The sequence below is a fragment of the Paraburkholderia sp. IW21 genome (assembly GCF_041321145.1).
GTDB lineage: Bacteria > Pseudomonadota > Gammaproteobacteria > Burkholderiales > Burkholderiaceae > Paraburkholderia.
The window spans coordinates 128,766-146,284 of record NZ_JBGGWA010000011.1 but is presented as its reverse complement, the minus strand read 5'-3'; the positions used below and the strand labels follow the sequence as shown (position 1 = coordinate 146,284).

15 protein-coding genes are annotated in these 17,519 nt (G+C 62.7%); 5 read left to right on the top strand and 10 right to left on the bottom strand.

Features of this window, described 5'->3' with window-relative positions; translation table 11 throughout:
• The first annotated feature begins 112 nt into the window (after positions 1-112).
• Together ACAX43_RS24650 and ACAX43_RS24645 are read left to right on the top strand one after the other, a co-directional pair.
• On the top strand, positions 113-1,927 hold the full coding sequence (locus ACAX43_RS24650) for a putative bifunctional diguanylate cyclase/phosphodiesterase (RefSeq protein WP_370711016.1): 1,815 nt from the start codon (positions 113-115) through the stop codon (positions 1,925-1,927).
• Positions 1,928-2,018: 91 nt separating this feature from the next.
• Positions 2,019-3,476 carry an HDOD domain-containing protein gene (locus ACAX43_RS24645; protein WP_370711015.1) on the top strand — a complete coding sequence of 486 codons (1,458 nt, stop codon included), beginning with the start codon at positions 2,019-2,021 and terminating at the stop codon, positions 3,474-3,476.
• A gap of 36 nt (positions 3,477-3,512) precedes the next feature.
• Here ACAX43_RS24645 and ACAX43_RS24640 read toward each other — a convergent pair whose 3' ends face one another.
• Together ACAX43_RS24640 and ACAX43_RS24635 are read right to left on the bottom strand one after the other, a co-directional pair.
• Positions 3,513-3,929 (bottom strand): TolC family protein, encoded by a 417-nt coding sequence (locus tag ACAX43_RS24640; protein WP_370711014.1) that lies wholly within the window; start codon positions 3,927-3,929, stop codon positions 3,513-3,515.
• Between the two features lie 28 nt (positions 3,930-3,957).
• A complete protein-coding gene (locus ACAX43_RS24635) occupies positions 3,958-5,337 on the bottom strand; it encodes an EAL and HDOD domain-containing protein (RefSeq protein WP_370711013.1) in 1,380 nt (459 codons plus the stop codon).
• 266 nt (positions 5,338-5,603) lie between these two features.
• Between ACAX43_RS24635 and ACAX43_RS24630 the strand changes: the two genes are divergently transcribed.
• The 3 genes from ACAX43_RS24630 (at position 5,604) to ACAX43_RS24620 (ending at position 7,899) form a co-directional block, all read left to right on the top strand.
• Positions 5,604-6,347, top strand: coding sequence for an acetoacetate decarboxylase (locus ACAX43_RS24630; RefSeq protein ID WP_370711012.1), 744 nt, complete (start codon positions 5,604-5,606; stop codon positions 6,345-6,347).
• Between the two features lie 328 nt (positions 6,348-6,675).
• Complete coding sequence (locus ACAX43_RS24625) at positions 6,676-7,476, top strand: acetoacetate decarboxylase (protein WP_370711011.1); 801 nt, start codon at positions 6,676-6,678, stop codon at positions 7,474-7,476.
• A gap of 21 nt (positions 7,477-7,497) precedes the next feature.
• Positions 7,498-7,899, top strand: a complete 402-nt coding sequence (locus ACAX43_RS24620) for an SDR family NAD(P)-dependent oxidoreductase (RefSeq protein ID WP_370711010.1) — start codon at positions 7,498-7,500, stop codon at positions 7,897-7,899.
• 65 nt (positions 7,900-7,964) lie between these two features.
• On the opposite strand, the gene ACAX43_RS24615 is transcribed toward ACAX43_RS24620, so the two are convergent.
• From ACAX43_RS24615 to ACAX43_RS24580, 8 genes are all read right to left on the bottom strand, one after another.
• Positions 7,965-8,759 carry an ABC transporter substrate-binding protein gene (locus tag ACAX43_RS24615; RefSeq protein ID WP_370711009.1) on the bottom strand — a complete coding sequence of 265 codons (795 nt, stop codon included), beginning with the start codon at positions 8,757-8,759 and terminating at the stop codon, positions 7,965-7,967.
• A gap of 271 nt (positions 8,760-9,030) precedes the next feature.
• Positions 9,031-10,083 (bottom strand): succinylglutamate desuccinylase, encoded by a 1,053-nt coding sequence (astE, locus tag ACAX43_RS24610; protein WP_370711008.1) that lies wholly within the window; start codon positions 10,081-10,083, stop codon positions 9,031-9,033.
• Positions 10,067-11,407 (bottom strand): N-succinylarginine dihydrolase, encoded by a 1,341-nt coding sequence (gene astB / locus ACAX43_RS24605; protein ID WP_370711007.1) that lies wholly within the window; start codon positions 11,405-11,407, stop codon positions 10,067-10,069. The genes astE and astB overlap by 17 nt, the downstream gene beginning before the upstream one ends.
• A 9-nt stretch (positions 11,408-11,416) precedes the next feature.
• Positions 11,417-12,880 (bottom strand): succinylglutamate-semialdehyde dehydrogenase, encoded by a 1,464-nt coding sequence (astD, locus tag ACAX43_RS24600; protein WP_370711006.1) that lies wholly within the window; start codon positions 12,878-12,880, stop codon positions 11,417-11,419.
• 2 nt (positions 12,881-12,882) lie between these two features.
• The gene (gene astA / locus ACAX43_RS24595; RefSeq protein WP_370711005.1) at positions 12,883-13,920 is read right to left on the bottom strand and encodes an arginine N-succinyltransferase; all 1,038 of its coding nucleotides are present in this window, start codon (positions 13,918-13,920) and stop codon (positions 12,883-12,885) included.
• Positions 13,917-14,975, bottom strand: a complete 1,059-nt coding sequence (aruF, locus tag ACAX43_RS24590; RefSeq protein ID WP_370711132.1) for an arginine/ornithine succinyltransferase subunit alpha — start codon at positions 14,973-14,975, stop codon at positions 13,917-13,919. The genes astA and aruF overlap by 4 nt, the downstream gene beginning before the upstream one ends.
• A 54-nt stretch (positions 14,976-15,029) precedes the next feature.
• Positions 15,030-16,265 (bottom strand): aspartate aminotransferase family protein, encoded by a 1,236-nt coding sequence (locus ACAX43_RS24585; protein ID WP_370711004.1) that lies wholly within the window; start codon positions 16,263-16,265, stop codon positions 15,030-15,032.
• A 180-nt stretch (positions 16,266-16,445) separates the two neighbouring features.
• The gene (locus ACAX43_RS24580; RefSeq protein ID WP_370711003.1) at positions 16,446-17,495 is read right to left on the bottom strand and encodes a GlxA family transcriptional regulator; all 1,050 of its coding nucleotides are present in this window, start codon (positions 17,493-17,495) and stop codon (positions 16,446-16,448) included.
• Positions 17,496-17,519: the final 24 nt, after the last annotated feature.

Genomic DNA, 17,519 nt, shown 5'->3' with positions numbered 1-17,519 from the left:
GGCGCGGGTCGTTATCTCGTTCTGATGGGGCGGCCTGATCCTCTCAACCGCCCAGACACGTCGGGCAGTGAGCCGCCCGCCTGCAGACGAATACAGGTTGCCAGCGACAAACATGGAAGCGAACAGCATCACCGCGCCCCGCCGGGGCTCCTTGCGCACGCTCATCGACCGGCTCCGTGCGTTCGGCCGGCGCGACCCCAGCAAACCGCAGTCGGCCGCAAGCCGCACGGCGCAACTGGAACAGGTAGTCGGCGCCGTCGACCTGCTGGCGCACGTCGATAGCAAACTGCACTTCCTTTATGTTTCCGAAGCCAGCCTGCGCTTCATCGGCTATCACCGCGAGTATCTCGAGACCATCACGCTGCACGATCTCGTGGCGCCCGCCGACGCGCCGCGCCTCGACGCGCTGCTGACGCGCGCCACCGCCACCGGCAATGTCGAGAAGGCCACGCTCGGCCTCATCAAGTCGCTGACCTACCCGATCACCGTCGAACTGCGCGTGGTGCGCAGCAGCCACGACGGCATCGACGGCTATGCGATCGCCGGCTTTGACGTGTCGGCCTGGCGCGCCACCGAGGAACGCTTGACCCAGGCGCTGCATCTGGACCGCCTGACCAACCTCGCCAATCAGTCGGCATTGATCCCCGCGCTGCTCGATGCGCAACAGCAGGCCGACGCCCACGGCACGCCGGCCGCACTGCTCCTGCTCGATCTCGACGACTATCAGCGCGTGAACCGCGCGCTCGGCTACGACGCCGGCGACGAGATGCTGCGCGACACCGCGCGGCGTCTGTTGAATATGACGAGCCCGAGCGAGACGGTGGCGCGCGTAGCCAGCGACGAGTTCGCGATCCTCGTGAAGCCCGCGGCCAGCCGCACCGACGCGGCGGCCGCCGCCGAAACGCTGGCACGGCGTCTGTTGACCGCGATCCAGCAGCCGTATGTGTACAACGGCCAGCAGGTGCATCTGTCGGCGAGCATCGGCATTGCGCTCTACCCCGACGTGCGCCACGCCAACGACGACGCCGCCCACGACACCCACCTGCTGCGCTGGGCCGACCATGCCTTGCTGCAGGCCAAGGGAGCCGGCGGCAACACGCTCGCCTTCTACGTACCGGACGACAACCCCGCCGACGCCGAGCGCCTGAAGTTGGAGGCCGACCTCTACGACGGTGTCCGCAATGGCGAGTTCTCGCTACACTTCCAGCCGATCACGAGCAGCCGCACGCACGGCGTGGTCGGTGTCGAAGCGTTGATCCGCTGGTCGCACCCGTTGCATGGTCTGGTTCCCCCTTCGATGTTCATTCCGCTCGCGGAGTCGATCGGGCTGATCAACTTCCTCGGCAACTGGGTGTTGAAGGTCGCCTGCATGCAGTTGATCCAGTGGGACGCGCGGGGCATCTCGTTGCAATACGTCGCCGTCAACGTGTCGCCGCAGCAGTTCCGCGATCCGCGCTTCAAGGACGCCGTGCGCGAAGCGATCGAATTGACGGGCATCGATCCACGCCGTCTCGTGTTCGAGATCACCGAAAGCCTGCTGATGCACGACCCGGCGCATGCCAAGGTCCTGCTCGAAGACCTGACCGCAATGGGCATCCGCTTTGCCGTCGACGATTTCGGCACCGGCTATTCGAGCCTGGCTTACCTGCAACGATTCCCCTTGGCGAAGCTCAAGATCGACAGGAGTTTTGTCGAGAATCTGCTAACCTCCCGGAACGATCAGGCAATCGTAAGCGCGGTCGTCGGACTTGCGCAAACACTCGACCTCGAACTGGTTGCCGAGGGCGTCGAAACAGAAGCACAACGCGCCCTGCTCACCGAGATGGGATGCGACCATATTCAGGGGTGGCTCGTCTGCAAGGCGTTGCCCTCCGACGAACTCGCGCAGCGTTTCGAAGCGCGCACGCTTCACCTGCATACCGCATAGCGATGCAGGCAAACTTCGTGCGCGGCGGAAGATGCCGGTTTAATGCCAGTGCGGCACTCATTGGAACATGTATGGCTTTGGCGGGACTCACATGGTAAAAGCGGCGGTGCTCGACCGGCTCTGGACGCAAATGAGCGAGCGCGGCGATTTCCCCATGCTGTCGCAGTCGCTGCGCACCACCATGGCGGCGATGAACAACGACGATCTCGACTTCACGGGCCTCGTCCAGGTCGTGTTATCGGATTTCGCCTTGACGCAAAAAGTGCTGCGGCTTGCCAACTCGGCCATGTACATGGCGTTCGGCGGCAACATCACCACCGTGTCGCGCGCGCTGATGGTGCTCGGCATGGATGCGGTCGGCCATCTGGTGGTCGGCCTGAAAATCGTCGATCACTTTCATCACAGCGCGCCGCGCCGCATCGACGCGAAACTTGAACTGAACCGCACGCTGCTGTCCGGCTGCGTCGCCCGCAAGCTGACCGAACGCGGCGATCTGCGCGCCGGTGAAGAAGCCGTGGTCTGCACGCTGATGCGGCAGATCGGCAAGCTGCTGGTGGTGTTCTATCTCGACGCCGAGTGGGATCAGATCCGCCGGCATATGGAGGGCGGCACGCCCGAAGCCGATGCCTGCGTGCTGGTGCTCGGCGTCACGTTCGACGAAATCGGCGCCGAAGCCGCGGTGCGCTGGCGCTTGCCCGACATGATCCGCGCCGGCATGGGCGAGTTCGATCCGCTGGATGCCGAGCAGCCGCGCCAGGTGCAGTGGCTGCGCGCCATCACCAATTATTCGACGGCGGTCGCCGACGTGCTGACTCAGCAGAACACGCCGGACTGGGAACGCGAGGAACGCATCGCCGAACTGGCGCGGGAATACAGCCCCGCACTGAATACCGATCCGGAAGTGCTGCATGAAATGAGCGTCGCGCTCGCCCGTGAAGAAGGTGGCGACGGCGTGATGCGTGAAATTGTCGAGTTGCGCGCCAATGCGGACGCGATTGCACGCGAGGCGCTCAATCCGGAGGCGCGTATCACAGCGGGCGTCGAAGACCTGCGCGGCCTGCCCGACGGCAGTCCGCTCGCCGCCGCGCTCGCGATGGCCGCGGAAACCGTGCTGGCCGGCCTCGGCTTTGCGCGCACGGTCGTGTTCGTCAAGCACAGCAACGGCACCTTCAAGGCCCGCTTGGGCCTGGGTCCGAAAATCGACGCCGCGCTGCCGAAGCTCACGTTCAACGCCGCTTTCGAGCCCGACGTATTTCATCTCGCGATTGCGAACTCGGTCGGCATCTTCATCGAGAACGCACGTGACCCGAAAATGGTCGCGCGACTACCGGAATGGTTCCGCCGCTCGTTCGACGACGCCCGCGCCTTCGTGCTGCTGCCGGTCGGCGATGAAAGCGATCAGACGGTGGCGCTGTTATATGGCGACTGGTCTCACACGCAGGAGCCACGCCGGATCTCGCAGAAAGAAATGAGTGCGTTGAATGAGATGGCCAAGGAGTTAGGACGTTTTTTCGGCCTGGGGCAAATGCAGGAAATGGAGACGATGTGAAGACGTGGCGTGATCGTTGATCACGGTGCTTCACTCTCACCGGTTTTGTATTTGCCCTAAGTCGAGTTCGCCGAGGCTCGCAGCCAGACTCAGGCGTGCGACGAACCAGTCGGACAGTGTTGCGATGCGTTGATGCCTTGCTGCAACAAGTGCGTCTTGTGCGTGCAGCAGTTCAATGATGTTCGCCACGCCGATTTTGTAGCGCGCCTGCGCTGCATCGAACGCCAAGGCGGCGTTCTCCTGTAAAGCCTCCGCCTGCTGCAGGGTTTGCGCACCGGCTCGCACCGCCTCATAGCTTTTCCAGACATTCAGCGCGACCTGCTGTTCGGTTTCGGCGACGCGTCGAAGCCTTGCTTCGCCGTTTTGGAATAGCTTGACTGCGCCTTGCGCCTGACATTGATGGACGACGTCTGCGCCGCCACCGCCCAACCGCGGTTCAATGCACATCAACATCAGCCCATCAACTCGCAGACGAACCCCCTCAATCCTCAATCCTTTCCAACCCCTCCGCGCTCCGATCCGCAACCCCGGCCCACGCCCCCGCCGCCAGCCCCAACTGCGCGATCTCTTCCACCGTCAACGGCTGCAAGCGCGTGCACACGGCATCGATCTCATCCCACGCCCCACGCTCAAGCGCTTCGACCGCCGTCAGCAGCAACCCCAGCACGCCCTGTCGATGCAAGATGCCCGCCTGAATCGGCCGCGATAGCGTCAGCACATTCAACGTGCTTTCGAGTGACCCACCGAACACCGCGTCGACAAACGAAAACACGCCGGTCAGAAACGCCGCATCGGCTTCGTCGCGTCCGGCTTCGGGCAAGCGCTCGATCGCCAGTTCCATGAAACGCGCCCGGGTCGCCGCGAGTTGCAGCAGAGGATCGTCCTCGAGCGCAACCTTCCGGCCATCCGCATACAACAGCAATTGCGTCCAGCGGGCGATCCGATTCGTGCCGGTCGCATTGATCGCCTCACGCAGCGTCGTCACCTTATGACCGACCGCAAGGCCGCTCGAATTCGCAAGCTTCATCAGATGCATCACCAGCACCGGATTCAGTTTGAGTTCCGCTTCGAGTTGCGCGACAGTCGGCTCGCCCGACAGCAGTTGCAGCAGGTTCAGCAACGCGTGCCGCGGCGCGCTGACACGCCGCGTCATCGAGGTCTGCGCGCGCGCGAAGTAGTAGCCTTGAAAACGATCGAAGCCGAGACCATGCGCCGCTTCGAAATCGGTCTGCGCATCAATGCCCAGCGCGATCAGCAGCTTGCCCGCCGACTTGAGCACGCTCGTCAGCTTGGGCAACAGCGCACTCGAGGCACGCGTGAAGTCGATCTTGACGACCTCCGCGTACGGCAGCAGTCGGGCGAACGTCTCGTTGGGCTGCGTCACTTCGTCGAGTACGAAGCGATAGCGCCGGCCGTGCAACTGAACGATGCGCGCGACCAACGCGTCGTCGACCTCGATCGCCGGCGGCAGTTCGAACAGGAAGCGTTCAGCGGGCAGCCGCAGGATCGAGTCGTCGAACAGCATCTCGCGGCTGACATCCACGTAGGCGGGATGGCCGGTGAGCGCACCGCGCACATTGCTCTGAATCAGACCGCGAACGACCGCCCGCGCCACCCGTTGCGCCGGCTCGGGCGCACGGCCCGGCATCGCCTCGGCATCTGCAATCGAATCCGTGGCAGGCGCTGCGGCCGCCTCCGAAGCGGCGGCAGTTGCGACCAACTCCGGTGCGCGCACTTTGATTTCATAGCCGCACAGCATGCCGTCCCGATTCAGAATCGGCTGACGCGCGAAGCTGGCATTCAGTTGCGCATCGTCCGTAGCACTCGTCTGCCTCGGATACCCGATTGCGATGGTGGTCATTCCGGTCCCCTGCTAAGCGCCGCCCAGGCGCGTCCTGCGGTAATTTGGCTTTTTGCGGCACCGATAGCGCACATCCATGGCCCTGAACCCGCGGCGCCGCGGTGCGCCCGGCGATTTTAGCGCAGCCCGCTACGCGCGGACATGTCAACCCCGCAATATCTCGAAATAATGAGATGCCCGTCTCGCTGAAGGCCGGAAAAGAATCGACGATACTCTTGTGCAGTGCAATAGCGTTCCACCACCGCCTTTAACCACCAAGGAAAAACATGGATGTCAAAAGCGTGTTGTCAAATGCCTTCGCGATGCCGATCACGAGCCCGGCGTTTCCGATGGGCCCGTATCGTTTCATCGACCGGGAATTTCTGATCATTACCTACCGCACCGACCCGGACAAACTGCGCGCGCTCGTGCCGGAGCCGCTCGAGATCGGCGAGCCGCTGGTGCACTACGAATTCATTCGCATGCCGGATTCAACCGGTTTCGGCGACTACACGGAAAGCGGCCAGGTGATCCCGGTGTCGTACAACGGCGTCGCGGGCGGCTACACCTTGGCCATGTATCTGGACGACCACCCGCCCATCGCCGGCGGCCGCGAGTTGTGGGGCTTTCCGAAGAAGCTCGCCAAGCCCGTACTCGAAGTCCACACCGACACACTCGTCGGCACACTCGATTACGGCCCGGTGCGCATTGCCACCGGCACGATGGGCTACAAGCATCGGCAGCTGGATCTCGCGCAGCAGCAGAAACGCCTGGAAACGCCGAACTTCTTGCTAAAGGTGATTCCGCACGTGGACGGCACGCCGCGGGTTTGCGAACTGGTGCGCTATTACCTGCAGGACATCACCCTCAAAGGCGCATGGACGGGCCCGGCCGCGCTCCAACTGGCACCGCACGCGCTGGCGCCGGTCGCAGAGTTGCCGGTGCTCGAAATCGTCGAGGCACGGCATCTGATTGCTGATCTGACGCTCGGACTCGGCGAAGTCGTCTTCGATTATCTGCAGCCACGCTAAGCAGCAACGCTTTCGGCACCACCGCGTGCCGATCATCTTGAAACGGCCGCTTGCGGCCGTTTCTTATTTCGAGATGCTAAGTTAAGAACGCGTGCCGATTATCGAAAGGATTTGATGCTGGTATTGCGAATAATCGATGAGACGGCGCACGCTAGAATCAATCCATCACAGCCAAGGGCCGAATCCAAGCCCTTATCAGAGATACGTCTCCCAACTTACAGCCCTTCTTTCATCACACTTACTTCGTTATACGAATTACATAACAAAATACAAATCCCATCGAATAACGAAACCCTCTTCACTTCCACCACCGAGAGCATCCGTCATCATGAAAATAAATTCCGTCTTGCCCACTGCGTTTTCCATGCCGCTCACGAGCCCTGCGTTCCCAACGGGCCCGTACCATTTCGTCGACCGGGAAGTCCTGATCATCACCTATCGCACGGATCCCGCCAGGCTGCGCGCGGTCGTGCCGGAACCGCTCGAGGTGCGCGAGCCACTGGTGCATTTCGAATTCATCCGCACGCCGGATGCCACGGGATTCGGTGACTACACCGAGAGCGGCCAGGTCATCCCGGTGACGTTCGACGGCGTGGCCGGCAGCTACACATTGGCCATGTATGTGGACGATCATCCGCCGATCGCAGCCGGCCGCGAACTGTGGGGCTTTCCGAAGAAGCTCGCGCGACCGGAGCTCGGCGTTCACACCGACACGCTGGTTGGCACGCTCGACTATGGCCCGGTGCGCATCGCCACCGCCACCATGGGCTACAAGCATCACGCCCTCAACCTCGGAAACGAGCGCAAACGGCTGAAAATGCCGAACTTCCTGCTGAAAGTGCTTCCGCATGTGGACGGCAAGCCGCGCGTGTGCGAACTGGTGCGCTACCACCTCGAAAATATCGAATTGAAAGGCGCCTGGACCGGACCGTCGTCACTGCAATTGTCACCTCATGCGCTCGCGCCGGTAGCCGATCTGCCGGTACTCGAAATCGTCGAGGCCCGCCATCTGATTGCCGATCTCACACTCGATGCCGGCGAAAGAGTGTTCGACTATCTGGACCACCCGCAGATCGCTGCTGCGCCCAGCACCCGCCGGGTGCGCGCCTCTTCATTGAGTTTTTTTTGAAACTTAATCAAGTATGTCCAAGTGATTCATGGCGTCATTGGCAAACAGATTGCGCTGGCGCTGAGCAAGCGTCCTGGCGACTGTCGATGTCGCGACCTCAACCGGCAGGGAGTCAAAGAAGTTGTACAACAAATCCGAAAAAGCGGCGGCGCGACCGTCTGCATGGCGATGGACGTCACGAACGAGTACGTCGTCAACAAGGGCATCGAGCGGATGGTCCCACAGTTTGGCGCGCTTGATGTCCTCGTCGCGAACGCCGGCGTCCAGATCCTCAATCCGCCTGAAAGCGGTTCGCTTTCCGACTGGCGGAAGATGCAGGCGGTCCGCTGCGGCGGGGCGATTCTAATCAATCGCCCTAAGTGCACCTGGCGTGCCGGGCGATGGCCCGCAGCGGCGCGCTCGTCGTTCGACCGTGCAGCGTGACGCTCCAATGCAAACCGGCCGCACGAGCGGCCGGTTTGCATACATCGGACAACCACCGTTTAGCCTTACTTCAACACAACCTTCACGTCGAAGTACTTCGCGGCGAAGCGGTCGATCGTGCCGTCGGCCTTAAGGTCCTTGAGTGCCTGGTTCAACGCGTCCTTCAACGCCTTGTCGCCCTTGCGGACGCCGTAGCCCACGCCCGCGCCGAGCAGCTTTTCGTCGGTGACGGCCGGGCCGGCGAATTCGAAGCCTGCGCCTTGCGGCTTCTTCAGAAAGCCCTTCGAAGCGGCTTCCGCGTCCTGGAACGCGGCGTCAAGACGGCCCGATGCGAGGTCGGCGTAGATCTGGTCCTGCGTCTGATACGGCACGACGTCGACACCCGCCGACGCCCAGCGCGCCTTCGCGTACGCTTCCTGAATCGTGCCTTGCAGCACGCCAACGTGCTTACCCTTTAGCGAGACCGGTGTCGGCAGCAGACCACTGCCCTTCTTCGCGATCATCTGATTCGGGATCGTGTAGATCGGATCGGTGAAGTCGATGGCCTGGCGGCGCTGTTCCGTGATCGTCATGTCCGAGTTGATCGCGTTGAACTTACGCGCCTCCAACGCCGGAATCAGGCCGTCGAACGAATTCTCGACCCACACGCATTTCGCTTTCAGCTTTGCGCACACGGCATTGCCGACGTCGATATCGAAACCTTGCAGCTCGCCCGAGGGCGACTTCGATTCGAACGGCGCGTACGATGCCTCGACGCCGAAGCGCACTTCCTTGATATCCGCCGCCGACGCGGAGCCTGCGGTTACCGTTGCCGTCGCGAACAGCGCGAGCGCAGCCATGTTTCGCCAATTCATCTTCATTACGGGTGTTCCTCTACGGTATTGAACAAGACGGAGCCGAATCCGGGCAAGCATGATTGCCGCGCCAAAAATGCGATTCAAACTCGTGCGGCCGGTGTGATGCAGCGCAACAGCCGCGAGGGCGCGATTGTACAGACTTCGCAAAGCACGCCTGGCGGGTGGGGGAAAGAACGCCTGCCACGCGACATCGAATCGAGGCACGGAAAACGTGCAAATTTGTGTCGCGTTCAGGCAAGGTGGCGGCGGAAAAGACGTGAGGCTGCGCGTGCAACTAGACGAGTCCAGCCAGCGTGTCCTGGGTGGTCTCCACCACTAGCAAACCGGCGCGCAACCCCGGCTTGACCGTCGCGTTAGGGAACACGATGCGTTCTTCGTCGTGACGCACGGTATAGCGATAGTCGCCATCGCGTGCGAGCAAGGTGTCCTTCACGAACGGCGTGAAATTCGGCACGTCTGCGGCAAGCAGCAACTCGAAGGCCTCGCTTTGCTTGGTGAGCTGATCGATCACCGTGAACGCGCGCGGCATGGCTGAATGCACGCTGCCATTCGTTCCGGCAAGCAGATGACGAAGCGCTTCATCAGCGCCCGCAAACCGCGCCAGATCGTTCCGGCCGAAGGGGCGCACCTTGCCGAGTTCGAGCGTACACGCTTCGGCACCGCAGGCCTGCGCGGTGAAGTGCGAATAGGTGTTGCCCTTGGTGGTATGCAACAGCACCGCACTGATGTGAGCCTCGCCGAGCCATTCGAACATCGCGCGCGAAAACGGCCTGCCGGTATGCGGCAGCAACGCGAACTGTTCGAACGCGGAAGCGCGGATCGCCGTATGCATGTCGATATGCCAGCGCGCGCCGGGCTCGTCCGATGCAGCGGCGAAGAAGTGTATCGCCGCCTGTTCGAGTGCTGCCGCGCGCGGTGCTTCGCGGCTTTGCGGCACCTGCGTGTGACGTCCGCTGAAGAGGCGGTTCAGATCGTCGTCGCGATAGCGGCACGCGTCCCGCATTGCATCCACGTTGCCGAGAATCACCAGCAGGCGGCACGTCAGCGCGGCGCGGCCTCGTGCGATATCGCGCACGAGATGCGACAGCAGTTCGATCGGCGCGGTCTCGTCGCCATGCACGCCGGCAGACGCGAGCACGCTGCGTATACCCTTGCCGCGCGAAGCCGGCTCGATTTGCAGAACCCCGTCATCGAGCCACGACCAGCGCGCACCGTTGGCGCACGTGCCCTGCGTTTCGAGCGCGCCTGGACGCTTACCAGCCAACGTGTAGGCGAGGAAATCGTCGAGCATCGAAACCTGCATGCCGTGCTCAGCGCTGGAAGTCATACAGCGAACCCAGGCCGAGAATCTGCGTCAACTCATCGAGCGCGGTGCGCGACTCGGCGAGCAATTGCGGATCGGTCAGATCGGACGGTGCGAGACGATCGCGGTAGTGCTTTTCGATCCACGTATCGAGGCGGCCGAACAGCTTGTCGTTGATCCACACGCCAGGCGTCACCGCCGTGCGCTCCGCATCGTTCAGCACCACACGCAGACGCAAACAGGCGGGACCGCCGCCGTTCTTCATGCTTTCGCGCAGATCGAACACGAGCACGTCGTCGATCGGGCCGGTGTGCGAGGTCAGATCGTCGAGGTAGGCGGCCACGCGCGTGTTCTCACGGCACTCCTGCGGCACGACCAGCACCTGCTTGCCGTCCGGACGCGTCAACAACTGGCTGTTGAATAGATACGACGTGACCGCATCGGATACGCTCACTTGCGCGTCCGGCACTTCGATCACGTTGAACCCGGCCTTCAGCCCGGAGAGTTTGGTGCGCAATTCGTCATACACCGCGTTCTGTTCGACAAACGCGAGTTGATGGCAGAAGAGCGTGTTGCGATTGCCGACCGCGATTACGTCGTTGTGAAACACACCGGCGTCGATCACGTCGGGGTTCTGCTGCGCGTACACCGTGGCCGCTTCGTCGAGACCATGACGATGCGCGACCGCACGGCTCGCCTCGAACGTCTGACGTGCCGGAAAACGCTTCGGCTCCGGTCCGCGACGATATTCGCTGCGGCCATACACGAAGAATTCGACGCCACGTGTGCCGTATTCCGCGCTAAAGCGCGTGTGGTTCGCCGCGCCTTCATCGCCGAGCGCGGGTGTACCGGGGAGCGCCTCATGCACCGCGAAACGATCGGCGTCGCTGAAAATCGCGCGCAACGTGCGGCGCGTGGATTCGTGTTCGATCGCGCGATGCAGCTTGCTGCACAGATTAGCCGGCGTGAAATGCACACGGCCGTCGTGCGTATCGGCCGAGGGGCTCACGGTCGCCGCATTCGCCGTCCACATCGCCGAGGCCGAACTCGCCGCCGCCAGCAACTCGGGCGCGTCCCTGGCCACGCGGGCGATCACGGTTGCGTCGTCGCCGGAAAAGCCGAGTTCGCGCAGCAGGCGCATCGAAGGACGTTCCTGCGGCGGCAACACGCCTTGATGAAAGCCGAGGTCGGCCAACTGCTTCATCTTGCGCAAGCCTTGTTTGGCCGCCGCCTTCGGATTCGCAACCGACTTTTCGTTGTTCTGCGACGCGACGTTGCCGAACGAGAGCCCCGCATAGTTGTGGGTCGGGCCGACCAGGCCGTCGAAATTGGCTTCAGTGGCTTGCATCGTCGTTCCTTAGAATTGAAGACCCGGCGAGACGCTCGCGGGCATTTGCAGTTGCGCGCTTTCGACGGAAGCCATCGGATACGCGCAATAGTCGGCAGCGTAGTACGCGCTCGGCCGGTGGTTGCCCGAACGCCCCGGGCCGCCGAACGGCGCCCCCGACGAGGCACCGTTGGTCGGCCGGTTCCAGTTGACGATGCCCGCGCGGATGGTGCGCTGGAAATGCGTCCACAGCGCTTCGTCATCGGCGAGCAGGCCGGCGGAAAGGCCGAATTCGGTGTCGTTGGCGCGTTCGATCGCTTCATCGAAGCTGCCGTAGCGAATGATCTGCGCCAGCGGTCCGAAATGCTCTTCGTCCGGCAGGTCATTCACGGCTGTCACATCGAGAATAGCGGGCGTAACGAAGCCGAGTTTCGGATCGCGCTGCGCCATCTTCAGCAGCGTTTTCGCGCCGCCGGCCAAGAGACGTTCCTGTGCCGCGACCAGACGCGAAGCCGCACGCGCGGAAATCACCGCGCCCATGAACGGTTGCGGATCGGCGTTGTATTCGCCGACGCTGATGCGCGAAGTCACTTCGGTCAGGCGTTCTACAAAGCGGTCGCCGAACGCGTCGTTCGGCACGAAAATACGACGCGCGCACGTACAGCGCTGCCCTGCCGACAGAAACGCCGACTGGATCGTGTGATGCACGGCTGCATCGACGTCCGCCACGGGCCCGATCACGAGCGGGTTGTTGCCGCCCATTTCCAGCGCCAGCACGATTTCCGGGCGACCGCCGAACTGCTTGTGCAGCAATGTTCCGGTATCCGAACTACCTGTAAAGAACAACCCGTCGATCTGACGATGGTTTGCCAGCGCAATGCCCGTCTCTTTCTCGCCTTGGACGAGGTTCAGCACGCCCGCGGGCAGGCCTGCATCGCGCCAGATCTGCACCGTCAAAGCAGCCACGCCCGGCGCAAGTTCCGACGGCTTGAACACAACCGCGTTACCCGCGATCAGCGCCGGCACGATATGCCCGTTCGGCAAATGTCCCGGGAAGTTGTACGGCCCGAACACCGCCACCACACCATGCGGACGATGCCGCAACACAGCCGTCCCGTCCGCCATCGGCGAGCGTTTTTCGCCGGTGCGCTCGTTGTAGGCCTGAATTGAAATCTCGACCTTCGCCGCCATCGAAGCCGCTTCAGTGCGCGCTTCCCACAGCGGCTTGCCGGTCTCGCGGCCAATCGCTTCGGCGAGCGCTTCCTTGCGTTCCGTCACGAGCGCGGCAAAGCGGCGCACCACGCCGCAACGTTCGTCGAGGCTCAACGCGGACCACGCCGCGAACGCACGGCGTGCGCTGCGCACCGCACGATCGACGTCGTCCGCTGACGCGCTGTTGCCTTCCCAAACCGCCGTGCCCGTGCCCGGGTTACGCGACGCGAATGCGGGTCCTGTGCCGGCGGCCCATTCGCCGTCGATGAAAAGCTCGCTCATGATCATCCTTGTTTGTGTTTCAACGGCAGCACCCGCACCGGGTCGCCTGCCTTGACGTCGAGTGCGGCGGCCTCGCCGGCGCTCATGCGGAACACGCCGTCTTGCGGCACACCCGCTGCCGCGCCCACCCGAAAATCGCCCAGCGACGTATTCGATACCAGAGAGCGCGGTGCATCCTGCGGCGCGCCCGCCGGCACATCGGCGATCTCGACCTGCACCACGACGCTTTCGCGCACCGTGCGCAAATCGGCGATATGGCATTCGAGCACCGGGCCCGCGTCGAAAATATCGACGTGATTCTCGTAACGCAGCCCTTCCGATTCGAGCATGCGACGCGCCGGAATCGTGTCGCTATGCGTGAGGCCCACGCATTCCTGCGCTTCTTCAGGCAACAGTTCCACATACACCGGATAACGCGGCATCAGCTCGGCGAGAAACGCCTTGCGGCCGTGCGAGCTCAGATAGTCCGCCGCGTTGAAATCGATCTGGTAGAAATGCGAGCCCACTGCGCGCCAGAATGGCGAGGTGCCTTCCGCATCGAAATGGCCACGCAACTCCGCGCACAAACGCTGCGGAAAACGCTCGCGAAACTGCGCGAGGAACATAAAGCGCGAACGCGACAGCAAGCCGCCGACGCCGCTCGTGCGGTAACGCGGGCTCAGGAACAGCGAACACACTTCGGCGTAGCCCGTCAAGTCATGCGAGATGTTCAGCGCGCGCATACGCGTCCAGATACCGAGGTCCTGGCTCGCATGCACCACGGTGCTCACGCGATAGTTGTAGAACGGTTGCTGCAGACCGACCGCGGTTTCGATTCCGCATACGCCGGCCACGTCGCCGGTGTCGGTGTCTTCCATCACGAAGAAGTAACCGGCTTCGTGCGGCTCGGCTTTGTCTTCCATCGTGCGGCGGGCACGTTCAACGCGCGCCGCCAATGCATCGCGATCCGGCTTGAAGGTGGTGAGACCAGGGCCGGTCTCCTGCGCAAGCCGCATGAGCGCGTCCACATCGCCTCGTTGCACAACGCGAACGACGATCATTGTGCGTCTCCCGTCAATTCTTCCTGATGCGGCTGATGCAGTGGCACGCAGCGTACCGCGTCGCCCTCCTGCACGCCGAGTGCGGCACGCGCCGCATGCGATAACGACGCGCCGGCTGCCTTGCCGCCCGACAGTTCACCGAGCACGCAGCGGAATTCGCCGTCCGCACCGTTATGTGCAATCAGATACGTCGAGCCGGCAGCGGCCGCATGGGCCTCATGCACCACGCGCGTTTCATTGCGCGTCACGCACGCACTGCGGTCCACCTGCGCGGTCAACACCGGGCCCGCATCGAAAATATCGATGAAGCGATCCGTCTCGAAGCCTTCTTCGAGATGAATCTCATACGCGAGCAGCGCCTTCGAATCCGGCTCGCCGAGCACACGCTGCGCAGCTTCCGGCAGCAACGGCACATAAATCGGATAGGTCGGCATCACCTCGGCGATAAAGGTGCGGCTGCGGCCGCCCGATTCGATTTCGATGTCGGCGAAATTGCGGCCGAAGAACTTGCGGCCCACCGCTTCCCAGAACGGGGACACGCCTGAGTCGTCGGTCACGCCGAGCAGCAGCGAGAACACCTCGGAGGTGAAGCGCTTGCGATTGGCCGCGATATACATCATCCGCGCCCGCGACATCAGATGCGCGGCCGCATCGCCACGCAGCGACGGATCGATGTAGTAGCCCGCCAACCGGCTCTTGCCGGTCAGTTCATGCGACATGGTCAGCGCGTGAATCTTGCGGTTCACGTGCAATTCGCGCGACGCATGAATCAGCGCGTCATTGCGAAATGCGTAGAACGGGTCCGAATAACCGGCCGCGGCGACGATGCTCGCCGTGCCCATCAGCTTGCCGCTCTGCGCATCCTCGAGCACGAACAGATAGAACTCCTCGCCCGGAAAATCGACGTCCGCGCGAAACGAGTCTTCCGACAACGCGACGCGCGCTTCAAGCGCACGACGGTCGTGCGGCAGCGAATGCAGCACCGGTTGGGCGGTGCGCGCCATATGTTCGAGCGCATCGAGATCGGCGAGGCGGCCGGGGCGTACGAAGAGCATCATCGTTCCTGTTGAATGTGACGCATGATCAATGCAATAACCGGGCGCTATGGATCACTTCGACGCCGCTTCGGCTTTCGCGCCGACGATCTCTTCGATAGCCTTCGCGAGACGCGCGAAGCCTTCGTACATATCGTCGAGCGGCATGATCAACGACGGCACGAAACGCAGCACGTCCGGACCCGCCATCAGCATGATCACGCCGTGCTGGCCCGCGGCCGTGACGAAATCTTTCGCGCGGCCCTTGAACGCATCGGTCAGTTCAGCACCGATCAACAGACCCTTGCCACGCACTTCCTTGAACAGGCCAAAGCGTTCGTTGAGCTTCGCGAGTTGGCCCTTCAATGCCTCGCTACGCGTACGCACGCCTTCGAGCACCTTCGGATTGCTGATCAGCTCAACCACCTTCTCCGCGATCGCCGCGCCCAACGGATTGCCGCCGTAGGTCGTGCCATGCACGCCGACCTTGAAATGCGCGGCCAGTTCGTTGGTGGTCAGCATCGCACCGATCGGGAAACCGTTGCCGAGCGCCTTCGCGGTGGTCAGGATGTCCGGCGTCACGCCGGTTTCCTGGTACGCGTAAAAATAGCCGCTACGGCCCACACCCGTTTGTACTTCGTCAAAAATCAGCAATGCGCCGTGCTGATCGCACGCTTCGCGCAGCGCCTTCAGGAACGCCGGATCGGCCGGGATCACGCCGCCCTCGCCCTGGATCGGCTCGACGATCACCGCACAGGTTTTTGCGCCGATCGCCTTCTTCGCGGCTTCGATATCGTTGTACGGCAGGTGGATGATGCCGGCCGGCACCGGGCCGAAGCCTTCCGAATACTTCGGCTGGCCACCCACGCTCACCGTAAAGAACGTACGGCCATGAAACGATTGCGTAAACGAGATGATTTCGACTTTGTCCGCGCCATGACGCTCGAACGCGACGCGGCGCGCCAGCTTCAGCGCCGCTTCGTTCGCTTCCGCGCCCGAATTGGCGAAAAACGCGCGGTCGGCGAAGGTCAGGTCTTCGAGACGTTTGGCAAGACGCAGCACCGGTTCGTTGGTGTAGCCGTTACCGATGTGCCACAGCTTGCCACCCTGCTCGTGCAAGACTTTCAGCAGTTCGGGATGCGCATGACCCAGCGCGGTCACGGCAATGCCGCCGGCGAAGTCGATATAGTCACGGCCTTGCGTATCCCAGACGCGTGAGCCGAGACCGCGATCCGGCACGAAGGCGGCGGGCGAAAACACCGGCACCATCACTTCGTCGAAGGTCTGGCGTGTCACAGTCAGGTCGTTCATGGCAAATCCTCGTTCCAGGTGAGAGGTAATACACGTAGTGTAGGAAACCGCACGCGATACGTCTTGCGCATACGCGACGCTTTCTATGAGCTTCCGCGCGGGTATGTCGCGGGTACGTCACGGGCAGGCCGCAAACAGCGCGCTTCCCGGCCGTTTATTTCGCTTGCTTATTCGACTTGCTTATTCCGCCAAGTCGGGACGCTCGATCAACGCACCCGGCCGCGGCTCACTGGCAAGAACGCCCGTCGCACCCGTCTGCTTATCGATCCAGTTGCGACGATCCTCGCGCGGTGTGACACCAAAGCGTTCGCGGTAGGCATTCGAAAAGTGCGCCGCCGACGAAAAGCCGCAAGCAAGACTGATCTGCACCACCGATTTGCTGGTGCGCTGCAATTGCGTGCGCGCTTTCGAAAGCCGCAACCCCAGGTAGTATTTGGACGGCATCGAGCCGAGATACTGGCGAAACAGGCGCTCCAACTGACGCCGCGACACGCCGACGAGACCCGCGATATCGTCGGTGGTGAGTGGGTCTTCGATATTCGCTTCCATCAGCAGCAGCGCATCGTTCAGGCGCGGATGACGCTCGCCCGGCGCGGTCACGAAAGGAATGCGCTGCCGCTCCTCGCCCGCGCGCAATACGCCGACGCCCAGCGTATCCGCGATCCGATCGGCCAACTCCGGGCCATGATCGCGGCCGATCATGGCCAGCATGAAGTCGACCGTCGCCTGACCGCCCGCACACGTTGCCCGATCACGGTCGATTTCGAAGATCTGTTGAGTGACGATCGAGCGCTCGAACTGCTCGGAGAACTGCTGATAGGTTTCCCAATTGATGCTCACGCGATAGCCGGACAACTGCCCCGCCATCGCAAGCCACCAGACGCCGTGATGAATCCCGGTGACGAGCGGCGTGCGCTGCCCGACGCGCGACAAACGCGCAAGAAACAGGCGGTAGTCGGCAAACTGCTGAAACCGTTCGCTGACGATGATCAGCCAGTCGCACGAGATCGCGTCGCCGAACGCAGCGTCGGCCGGCCAGTGCGCGCCGCCCGACAAAGGCACCGCGCGGCCGTCCCATGAACACACCTGCACGCGGTATAGCGCCCGGCCGTCGATTTCGTTGGCGAGATTGAGCGCGTCGACAATCGGCCCGACGCCCGACATCGACACCGGCGGCAAGGCGACGATTGCGACCTGCGTGGTGCGAGCCGGGTTGGACGTGCGAGCCATCACTGATGAGTTAAACGCGAGTAA